The organism is Corynebacterium sp. HMSC064H12 (genome assembly GCF_001809925.1).
In the GTDB taxonomy this organism is placed as follows: Bacteria; Actinomycetota; Actinomycetes; order Mycobacteriales; family Mycobacteriaceae; genus Corynebacterium; species Corynebacterium jeikeium_D.
On record NZ_KV799336.1, the window covers coordinates 1 to 24,079 of the forward strand.

General features: G+C 59.6%; 20 protein-coding genes and 1 tRNA gene. 15 read left to right on the forward strand and 6 right to left on the reverse strand.

Annotated features, from left to right (window positions below; genetic code table 11):
- Positions 1-116: 116 nt before the first annotated feature.
- Positions 117-202, reverse strand: a tRNA-Leu gene (locus HMPREF2681_RS03905).
- Positions 203-428: 226 nt separating this feature from the next.
- Between HMPREF2681_RS03905 and HMPREF2681_RS03910 the strand changes: the two genes are divergently transcribed.
- Positions 429-1,001, forward strand: coding sequence for a YbhB/YbcL family Raf kinase inhibitor-like protein (locus HMPREF2681_RS03910; protein WP_049170574.1), 573 nt, complete (start codon positions 429-431; stop codon positions 999-1,001).
- A gap of 138 nt (positions 1,002-1,139) precedes the next feature.
- On the opposite strand, the gene HMPREF2681_RS03915 is transcribed toward HMPREF2681_RS03910, so the two are convergent.
- From HMPREF2681_RS03915 to HMPREF2681_RS03925, 3 genes are all read right to left on the reverse strand, one after another.
- A complete protein-coding gene (locus tag HMPREF2681_RS03915; RefSeq protein WP_016422783.1) occupies positions 1,140-2,240 on the reverse strand; it encodes a quinone-dependent dihydroorotate dehydrogenase in 1,101 nt (366 codons plus the stop codon).
- The gene (locus tag HMPREF2681_RS03920) at positions 2,241-3,404 is read right to left on the reverse strand and encodes a hypothetical protein (RefSeq protein ID WP_210384529.1); all 1,164 of its coding nucleotides are present in this window, start codon (positions 3,402-3,404) and stop codon (positions 2,241-2,243) included.
- Positions 3,405-3,512: 108 nt separating this feature from the next.
- Positions 3,513-4,448 carry an aldo/keto reductase gene (locus HMPREF2681_RS03925; protein WP_070546118.1) on the reverse strand — a complete coding sequence of 312 codons (936 nt, stop codon included), beginning with the start codon at positions 4,446-4,448 and terminating at the stop codon, positions 3,513-3,515.
- 132 nt (positions 4,449-4,580) lie between these two features.
- On the opposite strand from HMPREF2681_RS03925, the gene HMPREF2681_RS03930 reads away from it, so the two are divergent.
- The 4 genes from HMPREF2681_RS03930 to metH are packed head-to-tail and all read left to right on the forward strand — an operon-like array spanning position 4,581 to position 10,982.
- Positions 4,581-5,462 (forward strand): undecaprenyl-diphosphate phosphatase, encoded by an 882-nt coding sequence (locus HMPREF2681_RS03930; protein ID WP_040361409.1) that lies wholly within the window; start codon positions 4,581-4,583, stop codon positions 5,460-5,462.
- Positions 5,463-5,480: 18 nt separating this feature from the next.
- Positions 5,481-6,863 (forward strand): cysteine--1-D-myo-inosityl 2-amino-2-deoxy-alpha-D-glucopyranoside ligase, encoded by a 1,383-nt coding sequence (mshC, locus tag HMPREF2681_RS03935; protein WP_070546120.1) that lies wholly within the window; start codon positions 5,481-5,483, stop codon positions 6,861-6,863.
- A 2-nt stretch (positions 6,864-6,865) separates the two neighbouring features.
- On the forward strand, positions 6,866-7,273 hold the full coding sequence (locus HMPREF2681_RS03940) for a hypothetical protein (protein WP_070546122.1): 408 nt from the start codon (positions 6,866-6,868) through the stop codon (positions 7,271-7,273).
- Positions 7,274-7,322: 49 nt separating this feature from the next.
- Positions 7,323-10,982: a methionine synthase gene (gene metH / locus HMPREF2681_RS03945; RefSeq protein WP_070546124.1), complete on the forward strand. Its 3,660-nt coding sequence runs from the start codon at positions 7,323-7,325 to the stop codon at positions 10,980-10,982.
- A gap of 7 nt (positions 10,983-10,989) precedes the next feature.
- Here the strand turns inward: metH and HMPREF2681_RS03950 are convergent, their stop codons facing one another.
- Positions 10,990-11,895: a thioesterase family protein gene (locus HMPREF2681_RS03950; RefSeq protein WP_016422790.1), complete on the reverse strand. Its 906-nt coding sequence runs from the start codon at positions 11,893-11,895 to the stop codon at positions 10,990-10,992.
- 155 nt (positions 11,896-12,050) lie between these two features.
- Here HMPREF2681_RS03950 and HMPREF2681_RS03955 point away from each other — a divergent pair, with 155 nt between their 5' ends.
- The 5 genes from HMPREF2681_RS03955 to HMPREF2681_RS03975 all read left to right on the forward strand — a co-directional run bounded on the left by HMPREF2681_RS03955 (position 12,051) and on the right by HMPREF2681_RS03975 (position 16,975).
- Entirely contained in the window at positions 12,051-12,734 is a 684-nt protein-coding gene (locus tag HMPREF2681_RS03955) for an HAD family hydrolase (RefSeq protein WP_083276364.1), read from the forward strand.
- 22 nt (positions 12,735-12,756) lie between these two features.
- Positions 12,757-13,020, forward strand: coding sequence for a phosphoribosyl-ATP diphosphatase (locus tag HMPREF2681_RS03960; RefSeq protein ID WP_005510825.1), 264 nt, complete (start codon positions 12,757-12,759; stop codon positions 13,018-13,020).
- 14 nt (positions 13,021-13,034) lie between these two features.
- Entirely contained in the window at positions 13,035-13,880 is an 846-nt protein-coding gene (gene hisG, locus HMPREF2681_RS03965) for an ATP phosphoribosyltransferase (RefSeq protein ID WP_070546126.1), read from the forward strand.
- Positions 13,881-14,173: 293 nt separating this feature from the next.
- Positions 14,174-15,622, forward strand: coding sequence for an aspartate ammonia-lyase (aspA, locus tag HMPREF2681_RS03970; RefSeq protein ID WP_070546128.1), 1,449 nt, complete (start codon positions 14,174-14,176; stop codon positions 15,620-15,622).
- 39 nt (positions 15,623-15,661) lie between these two features.
- Positions 15,662-16,975: an anaerobic C4-dicarboxylate transporter gene (locus HMPREF2681_RS03975; protein WP_070546130.1), complete on the forward strand. Its 1,314-nt coding sequence runs from the start codon at positions 15,662-15,664 to the stop codon at positions 16,973-16,975.
- 178 nt (positions 16,976-17,153) lie between these two features.
- Here the strand turns inward: HMPREF2681_RS03975 and HMPREF2681_RS03980 are convergent, their stop codons facing one another.
- Positions 17,154-18,041, reverse strand: a complete 888-nt coding sequence (locus HMPREF2681_RS03980; RefSeq protein WP_049170646.1) for a RecB family exonuclease — start codon at positions 18,039-18,041, stop codon at positions 17,154-17,156.
- A 125-nt stretch (positions 18,042-18,166) separates the two neighbouring features.
- Here HMPREF2681_RS03980 and HMPREF2681_RS03985 point away from each other — a divergent pair, with 125 nt between their 5' ends.
- The 5 genes from HMPREF2681_RS03985 (at position 18,167) to pafA (ending at position 24,052) form a co-directional block, all read left to right on the forward strand.
- Positions 18,167-19,009, forward strand: a complete 843-nt coding sequence (locus HMPREF2681_RS03985; RefSeq protein WP_049170556.1) for a tRNA (adenine-N1)-methyltransferase — start codon at positions 18,167-18,169, stop codon at positions 19,007-19,009.
- A gap of 109 nt (positions 19,010-19,118) precedes the next feature.
- Positions 19,119-20,696, forward strand: coding sequence for a proteasome ATPase (arc, locus tag HMPREF2681_RS03990; protein WP_246815965.1), 1,578 nt, complete (start codon positions 19,119-19,121; stop codon positions 20,694-20,696).
- Positions 20,689-22,266: a depupylase/deamidase Dop gene (gene dop / locus HMPREF2681_RS03995; RefSeq protein WP_070546134.1), complete on the forward strand. Its 1,578-nt coding sequence runs from the start codon at positions 20,689-20,691 to the stop codon at positions 22,264-22,266. The genes arc and dop overlap by 8 nt, the downstream gene beginning before the upstream one ends.
- Positions 22,267-22,327: 61 nt before the next feature.
- Positions 22,328-22,522 carry a ubiquitin-like protein Pup gene (locus tag HMPREF2681_RS04000; RefSeq protein WP_005510795.1) on the forward strand — a complete coding sequence of 65 codons (195 nt, stop codon included), beginning with the start codon at positions 22,328-22,330 and terminating at the stop codon, positions 22,520-22,522.
- Positions 22,523-22,591: 69 nt separating this feature from the next.
- Positions 22,592-24,052, forward strand: a complete 1,461-nt coding sequence (gene pafA, locus HMPREF2681_RS04005; RefSeq protein ID WP_049189969.1) for a Pup--protein ligase — start codon at positions 22,592-22,594, stop codon at positions 24,050-24,052.
- Positions 24,053-24,079: the final 27 nt, after the last annotated feature.

Here is a 24,079-nt window from a genome sequence, read left to right on the forward strand (position 1 = left end):
CCGGAAAAGACACACTTTTCTTTACTTAACCCGCAATAGGGCAGTCCCATTGGTCCGACAGACAAAGCAAAAATCCCGAGAGCTGCACTAATTGCAGTTTCTCGGGATTTATCTTGTGTCCGGAGGGGGACTTGAACCCCCACGCCCGTTAATAGGGCACTAGCACCTCAAGCTAGCGCGTCTGCCATTCCGCCACCCGGACCGGGTAGGAAGCACTTCCGTGCTGACCTGTGATACTGTATCCCGACTACATAATGAAACACAAATTGGCAGGTCAGAGGGGCATTAGCGCGCCAAACCTGGGTGTAATTACATCAGCGGTGTTAGCCCCGCATCCGCCTTGGATTCGCACTGAGAATCAGGCCCTGCAGATAGGGAGTCTTGTAAAGTCCCTGCAGCGCGCTCATAAAGTAGGCACACTGGTAGTTATGACTACGAATTCCAACGACACCGCAAACGACACTGCAAATGCTCCGGTTTTCCCGGGACCAGATCCGTACGCACCGCTGAAGGATTTGCCAACCTTCGAGCTGTCCTCGCCAGATATCAAGGACGGCGAGAAGATTGCGGATGAATTCCGCGCTCCGTCGAATGTTTCCCCACAACTGGATTGGGCAAATCTGCCGGAGGGCACTAAGTCCATTGCCGTGACCTGCTTCGATCCGGATGCTCCGACCGCTTCGGGCTTCTGGCACTGGGCTGTCTTCAACATTCCAGCGACCGAAAAGGGTCTGCCACAGGGAGCTGGCTCCGAAGACGGCTCTAAGCTGCCAGAAGGCGCTATCCAGCTTGTCGGCGACTCGGGCATGCGTGGTCACTACGGAGCTAACCCACCGGCGCAGCATGCCCCACACCGTTACATGTATGCGGTGCACGCGGTCGACGTGGAGAAGCTTGAAGTTCCGGAAGATGCGACGCCGACCGTGCTTGGCTTCAATCTGTACTTCCACTCGATTGCGCGTGCCATCATCACGCCGTGGTGGGAGAACGTCGGGGAGTAGGGATACGACGCCCACACGGGCAACTCAACCGACCGGGCACGCTACTCATACAGAAAACCCCGGGGCCAGCGCCTTCATGGCCGCTGGCCCCGGGGTCACGTGTTTATTGGGTTAGGAAGCCTCAACGGCTTTCAGCAATTAACCACGCCACGGCAGACCACAGCCGACTGCCTCCGAAATGGAGTAGAATCCCTGAGCTCGAATCTGGCGAGCCAACCCTTGGTGAATGTCACGAATCCAGTCCGGACCGCCATAAATCAACGGTGTGTAGCCCTGCAGTAGGGAAGCGCCGTTGGCAATCCGCTCCCACGCTTGCTCAGCCGTTTCTATGCCGCCGACGCTGATGAGAACTAGTTTGTCTCCGACGCGCTCGTGCAGCAGCTTCAGCACCTCTAGTGACCGAGCTGCCACAGGAGCACCCGAGACTCCACCGGCCCCCATCTCCGCGACCTCATCCGCGGGCGTACGCAGGCCCTCGCGAGAAATGGTGGTGTTGGTAGCCACAATGCCCGCCAGCCCCAGGTCAACCGCCAAGTCAGCAACTGCGATGACATCATCGTCGGAGAGATCAGGAGCAATCTTGACCAGCACCGGCGAGTCGGTCTCCTCAGTCACCGCTGCCAGAATCGGGCGCAGTGACTCCACTGCCTGAAGGTCGCGCAGACCCGGCGTATTCGGTGAGGAGACGTTGACAACAACGTAGTCCGCCAAGCCGCCGAGCTGGCTAGCCGATTCTCGATAGTCATCGACGGCCTCTTCCAGCGGAGTCACCTTGGTCTTACCAATGTTGATACCAATCACGTCGTCACTGCGACGCGCCCGCAAGTTCTCCGCTACAGCAGCGGCGCCGGGGTTGTTGAAACCCATGCGGTTCAAAATGGCGCGATCTTCCTTCAGACGGAACAGACGCGGGCGATCGTTGCCCGGCTGCGGCTTGGCAGTCACGGTTCCCAGTTCCGCGTAGCCAAAACCAATTGGCCCCCAGCAATCCGGAGCAATAGCAGCCTTGTCGAAGCCTGCGGCGAGCCCCAGCGGACGCGGGAAGTCCACGCCGAACACGGTTTGACGCAGCACAGCATCGTCAACAACGAGTAACTTGCTCACCGCCCGCTGTAGACTCTCCGACTTCTGCAGCCCCTTCAGGGTCTTCGAGATGGCCTCGTGAATCTGCTCCGGTGGGACCTGGAACATTGCCTTTAGCGCGAGTTGATAGGACTTGGCGCGAAGTTTCGAAGGCATCTACTTAGTCTCTCCCTCGGAGTCGTCTGCTCCCTTGGTGTCACCTGCACCGGTCGGTAGTTTATCGGCTGGTTCCCGAACCGACATCTCCTCACGAATCTTCTCTGCATCCTGCTTGAAATCAGCAATTGCCTTATCGACGTCCGCGGAGTCAAAAATCTGGGCCCCGTCACCGGTAGCCGAGAAGACGCCAATCTGGCCATCCTCGGTGGCAACAATCGACTGTGGATCTGCAACCGTGTTGATGTCCGCGACCTTGACTGGGGTACCCGAGCTGATGTCGTAGCCAGTCAGCTTGTTCACCTTCGTCGAAGTCACCCAGACAATTCCGCGCGATTCATCGACCGCTACCGCCCACGGAGCCTCCGGGGCCGGAGCTGCCTGGTGGAGGCGAATGACGTCAGTGGCAGTGTAAATAAGAAGCTGGTTGCCCTTGGTGTCTGCGGCAGCAATGACATGATCACCGGAAGCTACCTTGCCGACGCCGATACCCGCACGCAGCGCAGAGCCAGCGCGGGACTCATCGAGCTTGAGCTCATGCACCGAAGTCTCCGGACGGTTCACCTCTAACAGCTTGACGTCCGCGTCATTGTCCGCTCTGGGAATCTCAACGAGCTGCGAACCGTTATTGGCAGCCTTGAAGTCACTGGCCAACTCGCCATCAGCGCCGAACACATCGACGACATTGCTATCCGCATGGGCACCGATGATGCGACCGCCTTCCAGTCCAACTGCGGCGAAGTAGTTGGTGCCACGGCCGACAACGGCCGTTTCCGTAGCCTGGTCAGTAATGACGTGGATGCCATCTTCACACGGCAGCAGAGCGTTAGGGCCGCCCGGCGCGAGCTCACCACACTTCGCGTCCAGCTTCATTGATCGCTCAATTGGGTTATTCAGCGGACCGGCAAAGATCTTGTCCCCGGCCTTCAGGACAACTCGGTCGCCGACAAGCACGGCATCGGTAACGTCCTCATCAATCTTCTTGGCCCTCCCGATAGCAGTATCGGGAGCAGCGGGTGAAGCGGCCGGCACTGGCGTGGCGTTGCCCATTCCGGCATCGATGTCTCCTTCCACATCGGAGGAGCACCCTGCCAGGACCACTGCGCTAGCGGAAAGCCCCGCTAGAAGGGAGGTTATGACACGTCGACGACTGTTTTCACTCACGCTATAGAAACTACCACCCCGGCCTGATTACTTTGTGGACGCCTCCAGCCGTGGGAGGCTCTCGCATTCGTTGTGCCTTATAAGTCTTTATAAGAATGCGGTTACTGATTACAGCGTGACGTCGTCAAGCGCGTTGCAAATCTGCGGTGGCAGCGTGAGTTGTTCGGCGGTGAGGTTTTCGCGTAGCTGAGCGCGGTCTCGAGCGCCAACGAGGATCGAGGTGACGCCCGGCCGATCGCGTGCCCAGGAAATCGCTGCGACGGCAGCACTGACGCCGAGCCCCTTGGCTGCGGTGGTCAGCGCGCCTGCGACCGTGACGCCGCGTGTGTCGAGGTAGTCCTGTACCTCTGCGTCCGCGTGTTCGGAAGCAGCGCGGGAGTCCTCCGGAATGATGTGCTGGTATTTGGCGGTCAACACACCTTGGGCCAGTGGGGCGCCACCGATAAAGCCGAGACCCAAATGCTCACAGGCGGGCAGCAGCTCAGCCTCAGGGCTTCGCTGGAGCAGCGAGTACTCATGCTGTGCAAACACCGGAGCGATTCGATTCGCGGCGGCATGCGTCACCGCTGCTTGCCATCCGCTGTATCCACGCAGTCCGGCGTAACGTACTTTCCCCGTGCGTACAGCCCATTCCAGGGTGTCGGCGACCTCTTCCGGCGTGGTCAGCCCATCCCAGTAGCCGGGCGACCACAGATCAATGTGTTCGACGCCGAGGCGTCCGAGCGTATCGTCGAGGTCCTTTTGCAGTGTCTTACGCGAGCAGTCCACGCGCCTGCCGACGGGCCGCTCGGGGTGAATGCCAGATGCGACCGAAAGCACCAATTCGTCGGCAACGCCGCACTTTGCGATGACTGCACCCAGCATGTCGGCAACAGTGTCGCCGCCGTGGAGTGGGGAAGCATCGACAAGGTTGCCTCCGGCGTCGAGGAAGTCCGTCAGGATGCGTCCGGCCTCGTCTTGCCTGGTACCCGCACCCCAGGTGGCCGTACCCAGCCCCAAGGCGGAGACGCGTAAACCGCTGTTGCCCAGAATTCGTTGTTGCACGATTTTTACTTTAGGACACCTGTGTGCGCTCGCGGGAAAACTTCCGCCGGAGAGGTCTCGCTACGGCCGCGCCGAAACCTCGCTATAGCCACAACACAAATCGGACGAGTAGCCTATACACCCGTGACTATCATGACGACACTAAGCGCCTCAGCGGATACTGCTGCCGATACCGCCGGCACCGGTATGACCTGGGCGCAGACGATCATTCTGTCCGTAGTGCAAGGTCTGACGGAATTTCTCCCGGTGAGTTCCTCGGGGCACCTGCGGATTGTCTCTGAGCTGCTGTGGGGCCAGGACGCCGGCGCATCCTTCACCGCTGTAGTACAGCTCGGCACCGAATTGGCTGTGCTGGTGTTCTTCGCCAAGGACATCTGGCAGATTCTCACTGGCTGGTTTGCCGGCCTGTTCAATAAGGAAGCACGCGGTTTCAACTACCGCATGGGCTGGATGGTGATTGTCGGTACGCTGCCGATTGCCATCATCGGTGTGCTGGGGAAGGACCTCATCCGCGATAACCTGCGCAATCTCTGGATTACAGCCGCTGTGTTGGTGCTTTTCTCCTTTGTCTTTATCGCCGCAGAGAAGTTCGGCCGTCGTGAGCGCAACTATGAAGAGCTGACCATGCGAGATGCCATCGTCATGGGTTTCGCGCAGTGCCTGGCGCTCATTCCGGGTGTGTCGCGCTCGGGCGGTACGGTGTCTGCCGGCCTGTTCTTGCACTTGGACCGAGAGGTTGCAACGCGCTTTTCCTTCCTGCTGGCTATCCCCGCTGTTTTCGCTGCTGGAATTTTTTCGCTTCCAGACGCGTTTGACCCTGCGGCGGGACAGGCCGCTAGTGGAGCGCAATTGGCCATCGGTACGCTGATTGCCTTCGTCGTCGGCTATGCGTCTATTGCATGGCTGCTGAAGTTCGTGTCGAACCACTCCTTCGCTTGGTTCGCCGCGTACCGCATCCCGGTCGGTTTGATTGTTATGGTGTTGCTCGGCTTCGGCACGATCAACGCTGTTTAGTGAGGTAGTGAGTATTTAATGCATTCGTGGCCCCAACCACAGGTTCCCAGTCTCGGCGATGCGCGTTTCGATGTGTTCAACCGCGCCAGCAATACAGGTAAGGCGCATTCGCTTGACGACGAAAGCTCAACATCGGTACCCCTACGCCTCTACGACACCGCGGATCAGAAGGTCTCCCAGGTGGAAGCGGGACCGGAGGCGACCATGTACGTGTGTGGCATCACACCCTATGACGCCACGCACCTGGGGCACGCAGCAACCTACCTCACCTTTGATCTGATTTACCGTCAGCTGCTGGATAATGGACACTCGGTGCATTACGTGCAGAACATCACCGATGTCGATGACCCGTTGTTCGAACGTGCGGAGCGCGATGGGGTGGACTGGCGCGAGCTGGGCACCTCGCAGATTGATTTGTTTCGCTCGGATATGGAAAACCTGTCGGTGATTCCACCGCGCGACTACATCGGCGCCATTGAGTCCGTGGGCGAGGTCGTGGAAATGGTCGAGAAGCTGCTGGAGAATGGCTCGGCCTACCAGCTCACCGATGACGAGTACCCGGATGTGTACTTCCGCAAGAGTGCCACTGAGAACTTTGGTTACGAGTCCAATTACTCGGCAGAGCAGATGGCGGAGTTCTTTGCGGAGCGCGGTGGCGACCCGGATCGCCCGGGCAAGGAGGACCCACTGGACGCGCTGGTGTGGCGTGCCGCTCGCCCCGGGGAGCCAAGCTGGGAGGCTCCTTTTGGTGCGGGCCGGCCGGGTTGGCACATTGAGTGCTCGGCGATTGCCACCAACCGCCTGGGTAAGAGCTTCGACATTCAGGGCGGTGGCTCGGATCTCGCGTTCCCGCACCACGAGTTCTCGGCGGCTCACGCTGAAGCCGCTACTGGCTGTGCACGTATGGCGCGCCATTATGTTCACGCTGGCATGATTGCGCTCGACGGCGTGAAGATGTCCAAGTCGCTGGGCAACCTGGTGTTTGTCTCCAAGCTGGTGGCCGCCGGCGTCGACCCGAGTGCTATTCGCATTGGCGTCTTCGCCAGCCATTACCGCTCTGATCGCGATTGGTCGGACGAGGTGCTGGAGGCGGCCAAGGCACGTCACGAGGCCTGGCGTGCGGCTTGCGCAACTACAAAGACTGCCACCGATGAGAAGGCTGTGAGCGCAGCAGCGGCACTGGTTGCCGATGTGCGCGCAAGCCTGGCCAATGACCTGGATACGCCGGCTGCTCTGGCCGCTATCGATGCCTGGGCTGCGGAGTGGTCCTCGGATACCAGCAACAAGGCAGATGCTGGCGGAGCAGAAGAGGCCGCAGAAGCTGGCACAGTAACTGGCGCAGCGGGTGCCGGAGAATTCGTTGCCGCCGCGCTGGACGCGCTGCTTGGCGTTAAAATTTGAGCATGAGCAACTCAGATCTGTCTGCTGTCGAAGTAACGCAAGAGAACATCGATAAGCTAGTTGCCGATTTGCGCATGTTTGCCACCGGCAGCTACCTGCAGCCCGAGGAACGCGAGTTCTGGGAGCCACTTTTTGACGAAGCGGTAGCCGACCAGGTCGGGGAAGTTCTCCGTGAGGCCGCCGCTGGTATTGATCAGGCGGCGGAGCTGGCCGTCGATAAGCGAGAAGAAGCCGCGACGCAGGCGGTAGAGAACTGCCTACAGCGCGTGGCTGCGATTGAGCATGAGCACGGCGGCTCGATTTTTGACGAGGAGCTCGACGAGATTCTCGCCATTATCAATTCCGCAACGAAGGCTGTCGGCTTGGACCTGCCTTCGGTGAAGGCGGAAAGCTACTTCGAGATGGAATAACCAGCCCGATTATCGGCGCGGTTCTGAAAGTAGACTAAGGTGTCTACTTATGACTGATCGCCACTCTTCCGAGTTCCTCACCGCACTGCACAGCCGTGTACTCATTGGCGACGGCGCCATGGGTACCCAGCTGCAGTCTTTTGACCTCGACGTTGACGCGGACTTCCTCGGCTACGAGGGCTGTAATGAGATTCTCAATGACACTCGTCCCGACATTATCGAGACGATTCATCGACGCTATTTCGAGGCCGGCGCCGACCTGGTCGAAACCAATACCTTCGGCTGTAACTTCCCGAACCTCGCGGATTACGACATCGAAGACCGTATCCAGGAACTAGCGCACAAGGGCACCGCAATCGCCCGGAAGGTCGCTGACGAAATGGGGCCGGGGCGCGAGGGCATGCGACGCTTTGTCCTCGGTTCGCTGGGCCCGGGCACGAAGCTGCCGTCTTTGGGGCACGCTCCGTACGCTCAGCTTCGCGACGCTTACACGGAGGCCGGACTCGGCATGATTTCCGGTGGCGCGGATGCGTTTTTGATTGAGACCTGTCAAGACTTGCTGCAGGTCAAGGCAGCAGTCAATGGCGTCAAGGCCGCCATGCGACAGGCTGACAAAAAGATTCCGATTGTCGTCCACGTGACTGTCGAGACCACAGGCACCATGCTGATGGGCTCGGAGATTGGTGCAGCCCTGGCAGCGCTGCAGCCGCTGGGTATCGACATGATTGGCCTAAACTGTGCGACCGGCCCGGACGAGATGAGCGAGCACCTACGCTACCTGTCCAACTTCGCCTCCATTCCGGTATCGGTAATGCCGAATGCGGGTCTGCCAGTGCTGGGTAAGAACGGTGCGACCTACCCGCTGACCGCCCCAGAGCTGGCCACAGCGCTGCGCGGCTTTGTTGAAGAGTTTGGCCTGGCGATGGTCGGTGGCTGCTGTGGTACCACACCGGAGCATGTTTCCGCTGTTCGCGATGCTATTACCGGTGCAGGCGCTTACGCTGAGCAGGGCCCTGCTGTTCAGGCAGCACGCCCATCGACGGATCCGGATGCAAAGCCAATCGATGAGGTCGCTTCTCTGTACTCGGCAGCCCCGCTGACGCAGACAACCGGCATCACCATGATTGGTGAGCGCACCAACGCCAACGGTTCCAAGGCTTTCCGCGAGGCCATGCTGGCCGGCGATTGGGAGAAGTGCCTTAACACCGCCCGCGGTCAGGTCACCGATGGCGCACACATGATTGACCTGTGTGTGGACTACGTGGGGCGCGACGGTCGCGATGACATGGCAACCCTGGCATCGCAGATCGCCACCTCGGTGACGTTGCCGGTCATGCTGGACTCCACGGAACCGGAGGTTTTGAAGACTGGCCTGGAGCACCTCGGTGGTCGCTGCGCGGTCAACTCTGTGAACTTTGAAGACGGCGATGGCCCGGACTCGCGTTACCAGCGCATTATGCGCCAGGTTGTTGAGCACGGTGCTGCCGTGGTCGCTTTGACTATCGACGAAGAAGGTCAGGCGCGTACAAAGGACAAGAAGATTGAGATCGCCGAGCGTCTCATCGCCGACATCACCGGCACGTGGGGACTGCGCGAGCAGGACATTATTGTCGACTGTCTGACTTTCCCGATTTCCACTGGCCAGGAGGAAACTCGCCGCGACGGCATCGAAACCATCGAAGCCATCCGCGAACTTAAGCGTCGCCACCCGAACGTGCACACCACGCTCGGTCTGTCCAACATTTCCTTCGGTCTGAACCCGGCGGCTCGCCAGGTACTCAACTCGGTGTTCCTCAACGAGTGCATCGAGGCCGGCCTGGACTCCGCCATTGCCCACAGCTCCAAGATCTTGCCGATGAACAAGATTGACAACAAGCAGCGCGAAGTCGCTCTCGATATGGTGTACGACCGCCGTCGTGAAGCGGGACACCCCGACGGGGAGTACGACCCACTGCAGGTATTCATGGAGCTCTTTGAAGGAGTCTCCGCCGCTGACGCGAAGGACGCCCGGGCCGAAAAGCTTGCCGCCATGCCGCTGTTCGACCGCCTGGCGCAGCGCATCATCGACGGTGAGCGCACGGGTATCGAGGCTGACCTCGATGAGGGCATGAAGGAAAAGGAACCGCTGGCGATTGTTAACGAGGACCTGCTGCGTGGCATGCAGACCGTTGGTGACCTGTTCGGTTCCGGCCAGATGCAGCTGCCATTCGTGCTGCAGTCGGCCGAGACGATGAAGGCCGCGGTGGGCTACCTCGAGGGCTTTATGGATGCCGAGGATGCCACGGGCTCCAAGGGTTCGATTGTGCTGGCCACGGTGAAGGGCGATGTCCACGACATCGGCAAGAACCTGGTGGAGATTATTCTCTCCAACAACGGCTACACCGTGCATAACCTGGGCATTAAGCAGCCGATCGCTACGATTCTGTCCGCCGCCAAGGAACTGGATGTCGACGCCATCGGCATGTCCGGCCTGCTGGTGAAGTCCACTGTGGTGATGAAGGACAACCTGCTGGAGATCAACTCCGCCGGCGATGCCACCCGCTTCCCAGTACTGCTCGGCGGCGCCGCGCTGACGCGTAGCTACGTGGAAGACGACCTGTCCGAGCTCTACCACGGCGATGTCTACTACGGCAGGGATGCCTTCGAAGGACTGCGCATCATGGACGAGCTGATGGCAGCTAAGAAGGGCCTCGGCCCAGACGAGAATTCGCCAGAGGCCATTGCTGCCCGCGAGAAGAAGGAAGCTCGCCGCGCCCGCCGTGAGCGCTCCAAGCGCATCGCCGCGCAGCGCGCCGCCAAGGCTGCTGCTGAAGCCCCCGAGGTGCCGGAGCGTTCCGATGTCGCCGCTGATGTCCCCGTTGCGACACCGCCGTTCTGGGGAACCCGCATTGTCAAGGGCCTGCCCCTCGACGACTACCTGACCACCCTCGACGAACGCGCTCTGTTCATGGGGCAGTGGGGTCTGCGCGGCACCCGCGGCGACGAGGGACCGAGTTACGAGGAACTGGTCGAATCCGATGGTCGTCCACGCCTGCGCGCATGGCTGCAGCGCCTGCGCGCCGAGAACATCCTCCAGCATGCGGCTGTCGTCTATGGCTACTTCCCAGCAGTTTCTGAGGGCGATACCGTACACGTACTGCCGCTACCTGCGGAAGGGGAGCAGCCCGACCCCGCGGCAGAGCCAGTGGTGTCCTGGACCTTCCCGCGCCAGCAGCGTGGTCGCTTCCTATGCATTGCTGACTTCATTCGCTCGCGCGAAGATGCCATCGCCGCAGGACAGACCGACGTCATGCCGTTCCAGCTGGTGACCATGGGACAGCCCATCGCTGACTTCGCCAACGATATTTACGCCAAGAACGAATACCGCGACTACCTGGAGGTTCACGGTATCGGCGTGCAGCTCACCGAGGCGCTGGCCGAGTACTGGCACCAGCGCATTCGCTCCGAGCTCGCGTTCTCCGACGGCACAAGTGTTGGCGCGGAAGACTCCGACGATACCCAGGACTTCTTTGACCTGAAGTACCGTGGCGCTCGTTACTCCTTCGGCTATGGTTCCTGCCCGGATCTGACCTTCCGTCAGGGCATGATTGACCTGCTGCAGCCGGAGCGCATCGGCGTGGAGCTCTCTGAGGAGCTCCAGCTGCACCCAGAGCAGTCCACCGATGCGTTCGTGCTCTACCACCCGGAAGCGAAGTACTTTAACGTGTAGCTTCGCGTTATCCCTGCGGTCGCACCAGCAAGGTCTGCATGCTGCGGCCGATGGGGCCGTGCACATCGTAGAGCTCGCCCGCGGTCATGCCGATTCCGTCCGGCCCAATGGAACCGCGGGCGGCGATGCCCACCCAGCCGCCGTCTTCCGACTGCAACTCCGATTCCGCCGACTTCTCCGAGGCGCCGAGCTGGGGGAGTCGGTGCAGGTGAACCACTAAGTCGGTATTCATAAACGCCCACTGGTGCGGGCTCAGCGTGGCCCCGATACCGTTGGCGGTATCAGCTACCTGCATGACTCGCTCCACCGCAGTCGGCTCCTCCCCGAGCACGATTGGGTACTGCGCGCGAACCCAGTGAATTTGCGTCTCGGCCAGCTCTTCCGTCGCGCCGGCGCGGGCTTCAATTGATTCGATGTAGCCGCCACTCCAATCGTCGGTAAGCGGAATGTACTCGGCGCTGCATTCCTCGGGCCCGGGCACCTGCTTGTCGAATGCACGCTCAATATCCCGCGTATCCGCAGTGGCCATCATCCATGCGGACGCCGTGGCAACTGGCCGCCAGGCACCCTTGACGTCGGCAAGCAATTCGGCTTCGACCTTGGCGATCTGCCGCCCCGGGCGCGAGACCCATGAGCGCGCGCGGAGCTCCGTGTACGGTACAGCCGACAACAGATCCACGGCGATGCGAGTAATACGCATCCCCTCGCTTTCCAGACGGCGGCGCTCCAACATGCGCGTCAGCAGCGCCGACGGCGGCGCACCGTGCTGAAACGGCCCCCACGCCCCATAAGTGAAGCTGGTGGGCATGAAGCGCTCGTAGCTGAGCTCGCCTTCGGTGACCGTCCCTAGCGGAATGAAATATGCCTCGGGTTGGTCGATAGCCTGGGCGAGCGAATCTTCAGTGGTTGTCATAGCGAGTCGATGCCTTTCATTCACGCGGGACACGTTCATGCGGTGGTTTCATGCAGCACCGCAACATACTTTCCTTCCTGAAACTCTAAACCTTCATCCGACGGTTTTGCTGACATAATCGCTAAATGCTTGATTGCCTGGCATAGTCGCATGGTGTGAAAGCAATTTTGTGGGACATGGACGGCAGCCTCATCAACACGGAACCTCTGTGGGAGATTGCCACGTACGACCTCTCGGAATTCGTAGGCCGCCGCCTGACTCCGGAGTTGCGCATGCAGTGCGTCGGCAACACGCTCTGGGACACGCTGTCGATTTGTGCTGATCATGCGGGACGCACGCTTGACGACGAGCTGTTTGCCTCGGGCTCCCAATTCGTCGAAGGTCGCTTCACTGAATTGGTTCTAGAACATGGGGTGGAGTGGCGCCCGGGTGTGCCGGCGATTTTGGACCAGGCCCGGGCTGCTGACATTCCGGTGGTGTTGGTGACCAATACCCGTCGGCACGTGGCGCAACCCTGCATTGATGTCATGGGGGAGCAGCACTTCGCCGCAACAGTGTGTAGCGATGAGGTGGCCAACGGCAAACCGGCACCGGATCCGTACTTGCGTGGCGCAGAGCTAGCCGGATTTGCGCCAGAGGACTGCCTGGCTATCGAAGATTCCTCAACGGGGGTGCGCTCTGCACTCGCTGCGGGATGCACGGTGGTGTGGAATCCAATGCCGGATGTGAGCGTTTCGCAGGCTGATGTGGGGACGTTAGTACCCCCGGCGCGCTTCATTTCGGGCAATTTGGATACCTCGAATTTGGGCTTTTTGCGGGCTGCTTTCGCGGGCGAGTAGACGACATGGAACAATAGACCGGGTGAAGAACTTTGATGACCTGTTTGCAGAGCTGAAGGAAAAAGCACAGTCGCGCCCCGAGGGATCGGGCACAGTCAAGGCGCTGGACGCTGGTGTGCATTTCCAGGGCAAGAAAATTGTCGAAGAGGCCGGTGAGGTCTGGCTTGCAGCTGAGCACGAATCTGACGAAGCCCTCGCAGAGGAGATTTCGCAGCTGTTGTACTGGCTGCAGGTGGTCATGGTCGGTCGCGGGCTGAGCCCCGAGGATGTTTACAAGTACCTGTAGGAGAAATCAACACCATGCTGCGTATTGCCGTGCCCAACAAGGGATCGCTGTCCGAGGCGGCAGTCGAAATCCTGAAGGAAGCTGGCTACCCGGGTCGAGGCGACTCCAAGAGCCTGACCATCCACGACGAAGCCAACGACATTGAGTTTTTCTTCCTCCGCCCGAAGGATATTCCCATCTACGTTGGCAACGGCCATCTGGATTTGGGCATCACCGGCCGCGACCTGGCCGCTGACTCGCTGGCTCCGGTCGATGAGGTTCTGAATCTGGGCTTCGGCGCCTCGACCTTCCGCTACGCCGCTCCGGCCGATGAGGAGTGGACCGTAGAAGCTCTGGAGGGCAAGCGCATTGCCACCTCGTACCCGAACCTGGTGCGCGAGGATCTGAAGGCTCGTGGCATTAACGCCACCGTCATTCGCCTTGATGGTGCAGTGGAGATTTCCATCCGCTTGGGAGTTGCCGACGTAATCGCCGATGTTGTCTCCACCGGTCGTACCCTGCGCAAGCAGGGATTGAAGCCATTCGGCGATGTTTTGGTCAGCTCTGAGGCAGTTGTTGTCGGACGCAAGGGCGTAGAGGTCACCGAGGAGCAGCAGGTGTTCCTACGTCGCATGACCGGCATTCTGCATGCCAAGACGTACTTGATGATTGACTACAACATCCGTGCGTCCGCGCTGGAAGAGGCATCCAAGCTCACCCCGGGCCTGTCTGGTCCGACCGTGTCGCCGCTGGCTAACGAGGATTGGGTAGCAGTTCGCGCGCTAGTTCCGAAGGCAGAGGCCAACCCGCTCATGGATGCCCTGGCGAAGATTGGTGCCGAGGCGATCTTGGCTTCGAATATCCGTATCGCGCGTGTTTAGTGGAGACGTGACCTGCTCGAGGGGTGAGGGGGCGTGCCGTCTCAAGTAGGGGCCCATTTCGAGATGGATCCCCATCTCGAGCGGGGAACTGACCAATGCATTTTCACTCCCACCTACGTCGACGTAAGTAGTAGGCTTGGCACTGAGCATGCGCACGGCGTTAGCCGTACTGACATAGTCCCCTTATGCCGGAAAAGCGGCAGTTGCGCCAGCGCTGTAGTTTTGACGGTGTAACCGCAGCGCCACGAATTGTGGTTCATAAGACTGCGCCTACGAGAAGGGATTGCTTCCACATGTCCGCAACACGTACCGAGGTCGACCTGCTTGGCTCTATGGAGGTTCCGGCAGAGGCTTACTACGGCATCCACACCCTGCGCGCAATCGACAACTACCAAATCTCAGCCAAGACCATCAACGACGTGCCCGAATTCATTCGTGGCATGGTGATGGTAAAGAAGGCCACGGCCATTGCCAACCAGCGCGTCCACACGCTGCCCAGCGATGTTGCAGACATCATTGTCGCCGCATGTGATGAAATCCTGGAAAAGGGACGCTGCATGGATCAGTTTCCAATCGATGTCTTCCAGGGTGGCGCTGGCACCAGTCTCAACATGAACACCAACGAGGTCATCGCTAACCTCGCTCTGGAACTGCTCGGTCTGGAAAAGGGCCGATACGACGTCATTCACCCCAACGATGATGTCAACCAGTGCCAGTCAACCAACGACGCCTACCCAACAGGTTTCCGTCTTGCTATCCACATGTCGCTACTGAGCTTGCAGAAGCACTTCGACTCCCTGGTTGAGGCCCTACACGCCAAGGGTGATGAATTCAACGACATCATCACAATGGGCCGCACGCAGCTGCAGGATGCCGTTCCAATGACCCTGGGACAGGCTTTCCACGCATTTGCCCACAACCTTGAGGAAGAGCAGGAGTCCATCGCAACTGCGTCGGCACGCCTGCTGCAAATCAACCTGGGAGCAACCGCTATCGGTACCGGCGTGAATGCGCCGGCAGGCTACCGCGAGGCCGTGACCCAGGCACTACGTGAGGTCAGTGGCTTTAAGGTGACCTCTGCGAAGGACCTGATCGAAGCCACCAGCGATACCGGCGCCTACGTCAGCGTGCATGCATCCCTGAAGCGTGCGGCCATGAAGATTTCCAAGATGTGCAACGACCTGCGCCTGCTGGCATCGGGTCCACGAGCAGGACTGAATGAAATCAACCTGCCGGAGCGCGCCGCTGGGTCTTCGATTATGCCGGCAAAAGTTAACCCGGTAATCCCGGAGGTCGCGAACCAGGCCTGCTTCAAGGTCTTCGGCAACGACGTGACCCTGACCTGGGCAGCCGAGGCCGGTCAGTTGCAGCTAAACGTGATGGAGCCTGTCATCGGCGCATGCCTCTTCGAGTCGATTGAACTGCTGCGCAGCGCTACCGACACTCTGCGCGACAAGTGCATTACCGGCATCACCGCTAACCCGGAAGTCTGCCGCGGCTATGTGGAAAACTCCATCGGTATCGTGACCTACCTGAATCCGGTCATTGGCCACCACGAGGGCGATATGGTCGGCAAGGAAGCCGCTCGCACCGGCCGCTCCGTCCGGGACATTGTCCTCGAACGCGGGCTGATGGACGAGAAGGAGCTCAACCAGGTCCTGAGCACCGAGAACCTCATGCACCCGGAATACCGGGGGAAGCGCTACGTGGCAGGGGAGTCTCGCCTCGACGATTTGTCTTAGACGGCAACAAGTCTAACGAGTGACTTTTCGGAGATACACATGTTAGTTGCCGTCCAAATCTTTATCGTTCTAGCAGCGATTGTCCTTGGCGCGCGTCTTGGTTCAATTGCTATCGGATTCGCCGGTGGGCTGGGCGTTTTGGCGCTGGGCATCACCGGGGTTCCGGTCACCAAAGACGACATTCCGTTCGATGTCATCGGCATCATTATGTCGGTAATCGCGGCAATTGCCGCTATGCAGAAGGCCGGAGGCATGGACTATCTCGTCCACATTGCCGAACGGTTGCTGCGCAAGAATCCGCGACACATCACCTACTGGGCCCCGGTTGTCACCTACCTGATGACACTGCTCGCCGGCACCGGCCACACCGCATTTTCCACCCTCCCAGTTATCGCCGAAGTATCCAAGGAGGGAGGCGTTCGCCCGTCCCGCCCGCTGTCCGTGGCGGTCATCGCATCTCAGTTGGCGATTACGGCATCACCCATCTCAGCGGCTGTGGTACTCATGGCTTCGCTCATGGAACCCCGCGGCGTTGGTTATCTCACACTCCTGGCGATTGTCATTCCTTCGACGTTCCTCGCCATCCTTCCGACCGCCTTTGTCACGAATCACCTAGGCAAAGAGCTTGACGACGATCCGGAGTATCAAAGCCGCTTGGAAAAGGGGTTAGTCTCCAAGCCACGTGGCCAGATGAGCGAATACGTGCCAACCAAGTCGGCCAAGTGGTCCGTGGCGGTTTTCCTACTCTCGATTCTCGCGGTGATGGTCTATGCGACCATCAGCACTGAACAGGTCGGCCTCATCGCTGATCCCACGCTCCCACGAAACGAGGCAATCATGTCAATCATGTTGACCGCCGCCACCGTTATCGTGCTGGCCTGCAAGTTGGACGCGGCAACCATTTTGAACACACCGGTGTTCAAATCGGGCATGTCCGCCAGCGTCTGCGTTCTCGGTGTGGCGTGGCTGGGAACCACAATTATCAACCACTACATCGACGACATTAAGGCCGCGTCCGGCAGCCTACTGACCACAATGCCGTGGATGCTGGCAATCGTGCTCTTCTTCGCGGCCGCATTGCTGTACTCGCAGGCGGCCACGGCAAAGGCCATCATGCCCGCTGCACTCGCGGTGGGAGTTTCTCCCATCACTGCGATTGCTTCCTTCGCAGCGACTTCCGCGCTATTCGTACTGCCTACTTACCCGACGCTCCTTGCCGCGGTGGAGATGGACGACACTGGCACAACCCGAATTGGCAAATACGTGTTTAACCACTCGTTCATCATCCCAGGAACCTTATGTATTGCCCTGTCCGTCGCGTTCGGATTCGCCTTCGGCAGCGCACTGCTGTAGTGGGGGACTACCTAGAACACCGCATAGAGAAACTGACTAGGTTTATGACAAAATCGAAGCGGTTAAGTCCATTCACCTGTCATAAACCTAGTCAGTAACTTGTACTGACACCGTTACCGCCGACGGTGGCACCCCGCGAAAGCTAAGTTCGCCGCGAGAGCCACCCCATCCGCAGCTTTTACTCAGTGCCGCCATCGCCGACAGCACCCGGCCAACCGGGGTACTCCGGTGTGACCCCGCCATAGGCAGGGCACATCTCCTGGAAAGAACACCACCCGCAGAGCTTGGACTTCTTCGGTACAAAGTCACCGTTTTCACCGTCGCGCACGATCGCCGACCACAAGTCGGCAATCTCCGCTTGGAAGGCCTCTAATTCTGTCGCGTTGGGACTCAGCACCAGGTCATCGGCAACCTTCAGGTACATCAACCGCAGCTGTTCCGGGATACGACCGGTGAGCCGCCACCACACCAGCGCGTAAAACCGCATCTGGAAGAGCGCCTCATCCTGGAAGCGAGGAGAGGGCTTCTTGCCCGTCTTGTAGTCGACAATCCGGACCTCACCGGTCGGGGCAATATCGACGCGGTCGATAAAACCACGAAGTGGCACTGACAATGGCACAGTCTGATCCGCATCCGGATCGATAACCAGCTGAACGAACTTTTCCATCTCGGCCGCATCGAAGCCCATGGGGTTTTCCATCATGAAATACCCCTTGAGCAGGCCGCGGCATTCGACCAGGAAGTCGTAGTAATCATCCTCCGGAACTAGCTCAATCAGTTCCTCGTCCTTTGCACGCATGTCCTCCCAGGTCGGCTTCAGCCGTTTCACCGCTGCGGGGTAAGTGCGTTCTTCACGGGGCCAGGCATGCATCTGTTCGAGCACAGCATGCACCAACGTGCCCTTGACCTGCGCGACAGTCGACGGCTCCGGAATCTTGTCAATCGCACGGAACCGGTACTTCAGCGGGCACTGGCGGTAGTCATTAGCTCTCGACGGCGACAGCGCCAACTTAGAGCGGCGGGAAGGTTGAACTGCTGACTTAGAACTTTGGGCATTGTCGGGCATACTAGCCAGGTTAGAGTACCGCCCGGATTTGGCTGCACCCGACATGACCCGACCCAACCAAACCGAACCAGACCCAACCCGACATGACCCGACCCAACCAAACCCCAAAAGGAGCCCACACACCTATGGCATTGAGCGGACCATTCCAAGTCGGCGACCGAGTCCAGCTGACTGACTCGAAGAATCGCCACTTCACCGTCATCCTCGAGGAGGGTGGCAAGTTCTTCACTCACCGCGGCACCATCCTCCACGACGACCTCATCGGCGCCAAGGAAGGCACCACCGTCACCTCCAGCGAAGGCACCGTCTACCTGGCCATGCGTCACTTGCTGGTCGATTACGTCCTGTCCATGCCGCGCGGTGCTGCGGTGATTTACCCGAAGGATGCTGCACAGATCATCGTCGAGGGCGACATCTTCCCAGGTGCGCGCGTGTTGGAGGCCGGCGCTGGCTCCGGCGCGCTCAGCCTCAACCTGCTCCGCGCCATCGGCGCTGACGGGCAGCTTATTTCCTACGAGGTCCGCGAGGATCACATCGAGCACGCGGAACGCAACGTTGTCGACTTCATGGGTCACAAGCCCGACAACTGGGACTTGCGCCTGGGCGATCTCAACGAGGCCTCCGTCGAGTCGCTCGGCGGCCCGGTCGACCGAGTCATTCTGGACATGCTCGCTCCGTGGGAATGCCTGGACACCGTTTCGAAGGTGCTCCAACCGGGCGGCGTGCTCATGGTCTATGTCGCCACTGTTCCGCAGCTAATGAAAGTCATGGAGGGCATCCGCGCGCAGAAGTGCTTCACCGAACCACGCGCCTGGGAATCCCTGGTCCGCGACTGGAATGTTCAGGATCTCTCCGTCCGCCCGGCGCACCGTATGCAGGCACATACCGCATTCCTGGTGTGGGCACGCAGGCTTGCCGACGGCACGGTGCCTCCGCGCCCACAGCGACGAAATCAAAAGAAGCTCTAGACCCGCCGCTTCGCGCTGGGAGGTGTAGCCGTCGTAAAGCGTGATGCGACACACGGTCTAAATCGACCAAGCAACAACGGCATCTGGCCCTATGGGTAATCTGGGATACATGACAACGCCGTCTGACAAAATCCGTGATCTTGAGCAGAAGAACTACAACCTCGGCATTCGTAATAATCGCCTGGTTGAGCTGTTGCGGGACTCCCGTAACAAGCTAGAGCTACTGCGCCAAGACATGGAGGATATGCTGGAGCCGCCTAGCACGTACGGTATTTTCCTTAAGCCGGGGCCGGAGAAAGGCACCGCAGAGGTTTTTACCGGAAATCGACGGATGCGCCTGCGGGTGCAGCCGGAGATTAATGAGCGGGCGCTTCGGCCGGGTGCGCAGGTGCGTCTGAATGAGGGCTCGATAATCGTGGAGGACTGCGGTTATCCGGAAAGCGGCGACATCGCCAATGTTCGTGAGGTGCTGCCGGATCGGGAGCGCATTTTGGCCTCGGATACTCACGGTGAGGAATTCGTGGTGTCTCTGGCGGGGGATTTGTCGCCGAAGCCGGGGGACTCGGTGATGATTGACCGCAAGTCGGGCTATGCGTTTGAGGTCATTCCGAAGTCCGAGGTGGAAAACCTGGTGCTGGAAGAGGTACCGGATGTCACCTACACGGATATCGGTGGTTTGGACAGCCAGATTGAGCAGATTCACGATGCCGTGGAGATGCCGTTCCTGCAGCCAGAACTGTTTGAGCAGTACAACCTGCGTCCACCGAAGGGTGTGCTGCTCTACGGCCCTCCCGGCAATGGTAAGACGCTGATTGCCAAGGCTGTGGCTAATTCGTTGGCACGCAAGATTGCGCTATCCCGAGGCAAGAGCGAGGCGGAGGCGCAGCGGGCGCAATCGTACTTCTTGAATGTCAAGGGCCCGGAGCTGCTGAACAAGTTCGTGGGTGAGACCGAGCGTCAGATTCGCCTGATTTTTGACCGCGCTCGCGACATTGCCGAGGATGGCAAGCCGGTTATTGTCTTCTTCGATGAGATGGACTCGATTTTCCGCACTCGTGGTTCGGGTATCTCCTCGGATATGGAAAACACAGTGGTCCCGCAGCTGCTCAGTGAACTTGACGGTGTGGAGGGGCTGGAAAACGTCATCGTGATTGGTGCCACCAACCGCGAGGAGATGATTGACCCGGCAATTCTGCGCCCAGGACGCTTGGATGTGAAAATCCGCATTGAGCGCCCGAATGAGGCTGCGGCGAAGGATATCTTCCGCAAGTACTTGACTCCAGAGCTGCCGTATAACGCAGCCGAGGTGGAGGCACACGGTGGGGTGGAACAGAATGTCGCACACCTCATTGACCAGGTTGTTGAGCGGATGTACGCCAAGACAGTAGAAAACGAGTACGTGCGAATTCGCTATGCAGATGGCACCAGCGAGGTTATGTACTACCGCGATTTCAACTCCGGCGCGATGATTTCCAACATCGTCGACCGTGCGAAGAAGTCCGCCATCAAGTCGGTTATCGCTGGCGGCGAGGCTGGTATTAGCTTGGATCACCTTCTATCCGCAGTGGCGGAGGAGTTCGCGCAGAACGAGGACCTGCCAAACACCTCGAACCCGGATGAGTGGGCTCGCATCTCCGGTCGTCCAGCGGCGCGCGTTGCCTCGGTCGAGGTGATTCGCCATGGCTAAATCCGCCGCCAGTTCTGCACAGCCGAACCGCTTCTTCGGCACGGAGATTGAGTACGGCATTTCCAGCCCGGACAACCCGGATGTCAGCCCAATTCTCACCTCCACGCAGGCCGTGCTCGCTTTCGCGCATGAGCAGGAGGAGGGCCTGTCGGGGCGCATCCGCTGGGATTACGCACCAGAGTCGCCACTGCGCGACAGCCGTGGTTTCGACCTGCGCCGTTACCACCAGCCACCGATTGTGGACCCGAACGCCGTCGGCGCTGCAAACCTGCTGGTGCAAAATGGTGCTCGCTTCTACGTCGATCACGCGCACCCGGAGTACTCCTCGCCAGAGACGGCAGCTGCCCGCGAGGCGGTTATCGCTGACCGCGCAGGTGACAAGATTATGCTGCGCGCAGCTCAGCTTGCCGCCGAAGCCACCGATGCTGAGGGCAATCCAGGTCCGATGCTGAAGCTCTACCGCAACAATGTCGATGGCAAGGGCGCCTCGTATGGTGCCCACGAGAACTACCTTTTCTCCCGAGAAACCGAGTTCGATGACATCGTCGCCGGTCTGACGCCGTTTTTCGTCACCCGCCAGGTGTTCACGGGCGCTGGTCGCGTGGGTCTGGGGCAGACGGGGCAGGAGTCGGGTTTCCAGATTTCGCAGCGCGCGGACTACATCGAGACTGAGGTCTCGCTGGAGACCACTTTGAACCGCGGCATCATCAACACCCGCGATGAACCACACGCAGACTCCGATCGCTTCCGCCGCCTGCACGTCATCATCGGTGATGCCAACATGAGCGAGGTCGCCACCTTCCTCAAGCTGGGCACCACAGGTTTGGTCATCGACGCCATCGAGGACGGCGTGCGTTTCGACGACCTGCAGCTCCGCAACCCCGTCGAGGCCGTCCATAAGGTCTCCCGAGACTTGACTTGCACCGAGAAGCTGCAGCTGGCAGACCATGTCACGTGGATGTCCGCAGTGGAAATGCAGTACGAGTACCTGCGTCGCGTGGAGAGCTACGACCAGCAGGGCGACGTCGTCAAGCTCTGGCGTGAAGTGCTCGACGTGCTTTCCGACGACCCCCGCAAGGCAGCCCATCTGCTGGATTGGGTGGCGAAATACAACCTCATGGAGGGCCTGCGTACCCGCCTGGGCGCGGGCTGGGACCACCCGAAGTTGGCGTTGATTGATATTCAGTACTCGGATATTGACCCTGCTCGTGGGCTGTACCATGCGCTGGTGCGCCGCGGTTCGATGCGCACACTCGTGACCGAGGAAGAAGTCGACCGAGCGGTTGAATACGCACCGGAGTCTACGCGTGCGTATGTACGCGGTGGCATTCTGCGCCGCTTTGGCAAGGATGTCGTCGCGGGCAGTTGGACCAGCTTGGTGGTGGACACCGCGGGGGTGTATCGGAGCACTCGTGACGTGGAGTCGCCTGGAATTACGCTGGCCTACATTACGCTGGATGAAGTTGACCGTTTCACTGCCGCAGAATGCGGTGACGTGTTGGAGTCTGCGGAGACAGTGGCCAAGGTGGTTGAGCATCTGCGTACTCTCGGGGCTATCCGCGAACAATAGGCACACATAGTGCAGTAATAGAGCAGTAATACTCAAAAGTTCATTTTTAAGGAGCAATATCATGGCTGGTAACACTCAGGTTTTCGGCGGCGGTTCCGGCGGAGGCGACGAGGAAGAGTTCGGCGAGGTCGCTGGCGGCGGTCAGGCTCAGGAGCACGTTGCAGCTGCTGACGACCTGCTGGATGAAATTGATGGTCTGCTGGAGAACAACGCCGAGGAGTTCGTGCGTTCGTATGTCCAGAAGGGTGGCCAGTAAAAAGTGACTGACCAGCAGGTAGGGCAGCAGGAGCCGGAAGCAACGCCGACACCGGTACCGGCACAGGCGTTGACCCGACGCATCACCGGTATTGAGACCGAGTTCGGCATCACTCTGACGCTGGATGGCTCGCGCCGTCTGGGACCGGATGAGATTGCCCGCTACATGTTCCGCCCGGTGATCGCTAAGTACGGGGCAACCAACATTTTCACCCCCAATGCTGGTCGTATGTACCTCGATGTCGGAAGCCACCCGGAGTACGCTACCGCTGAGTGCGATTCGGTCTCGCAGCTGGTAGCGTACGACCGCTCGGGCGAGGTCATCTTGAATGAACTCGCTGAAAAGGCTGAAGCAGAGCTTGCCGACGAGGGCATCGGTGGCAAGGTCTACCTGCTGAAGAACAACGTTGATACCGTCGGTAACTCCTACGGTTGTCACGAAAACTACCTGGTTGGACGTGAACTGGGACTGAAGTCCCTGTCCAAGCTGCTGCTACCTTTCTTGGTTACGCGACAGCTCATCTGTGGCGCGGGGAAGATTTTCCTGCCGTACCCAACCTCGCCGTATCACAACGATCCGATTCAGTACTGCTTCTCGCAGCGCGCGGATCATGTGTGGGAGGGCGTCTCCAGTGCAACGACGCGCTCCCGGCCGATTATTAACACTCGCGATGAGCCACACGCGGACTCCAACCGATTCCGCCGCTTGCACGTCATCGTGGGCGACTCCAACATGAGTGAGACGACGACTGCGCTCAAAATTGGCTCCACTCAGCTGGTACTGGAGATGATTGAAGCCGGCGTGAAGTTGCCGGACTTCGAAGTCGCCAACGAAATCAAGTCCATCCGTGCGGTGAGCCGCGATATGACCGGCAAGGCCGAGATTCCACTGCGAAGTGGCGAAACTGCCACCGCACTGCAGATTCAACGCGAGTTCCTGGACGCTGCGACGGAGTGGCTGAAGGTCCGCGAAGAAAACATGGTCAACGAGGACAAGGGCATTGCCGGTGCCGGCACGTCCAACGAAGAAATGAGCCGCATTGTCGAGCTGTGGGGTCGCGCGCTCGATGCCGTGGAAACCGGTGACTGGTCTCTCATTGAGCACGACATTGACTGGGCCATTAAGTACTCGCTCATGAAGCGCTACCTGGACCGCGGTCTAACGCTGGAGGACCCCAAGCTTCATCAAATCGACTTGGCCTACCACGACATCCGTCCCGGCCGAGGCATCTTCCGCGCGCTGGAAGCCCGTGGTATTGCCTCGCGGTGGATTACCGATGAGCAGGTCGCTGAGGCGGTCCGCATCGCACCGCCAACTACTCGTGCGAAGCTGCGCGGTGATTTCCTCGTTGCAGCCGAAGACTCCAGTTTGAAGACCGTAGTGGACTGGACACACCTGAAAATCTCCGGCGACGATCCCATCTCCACTATGCTCGGCGACCCCTTTGCCACGGAAAACGATGAGGTCAATGAGATGATCGAGATTCTGACGGCCGCGAAGAAGACCTCGGATACGGATTCGAATAACTAGTTCCGTCCCCGGAAACTGCCCCAGGAA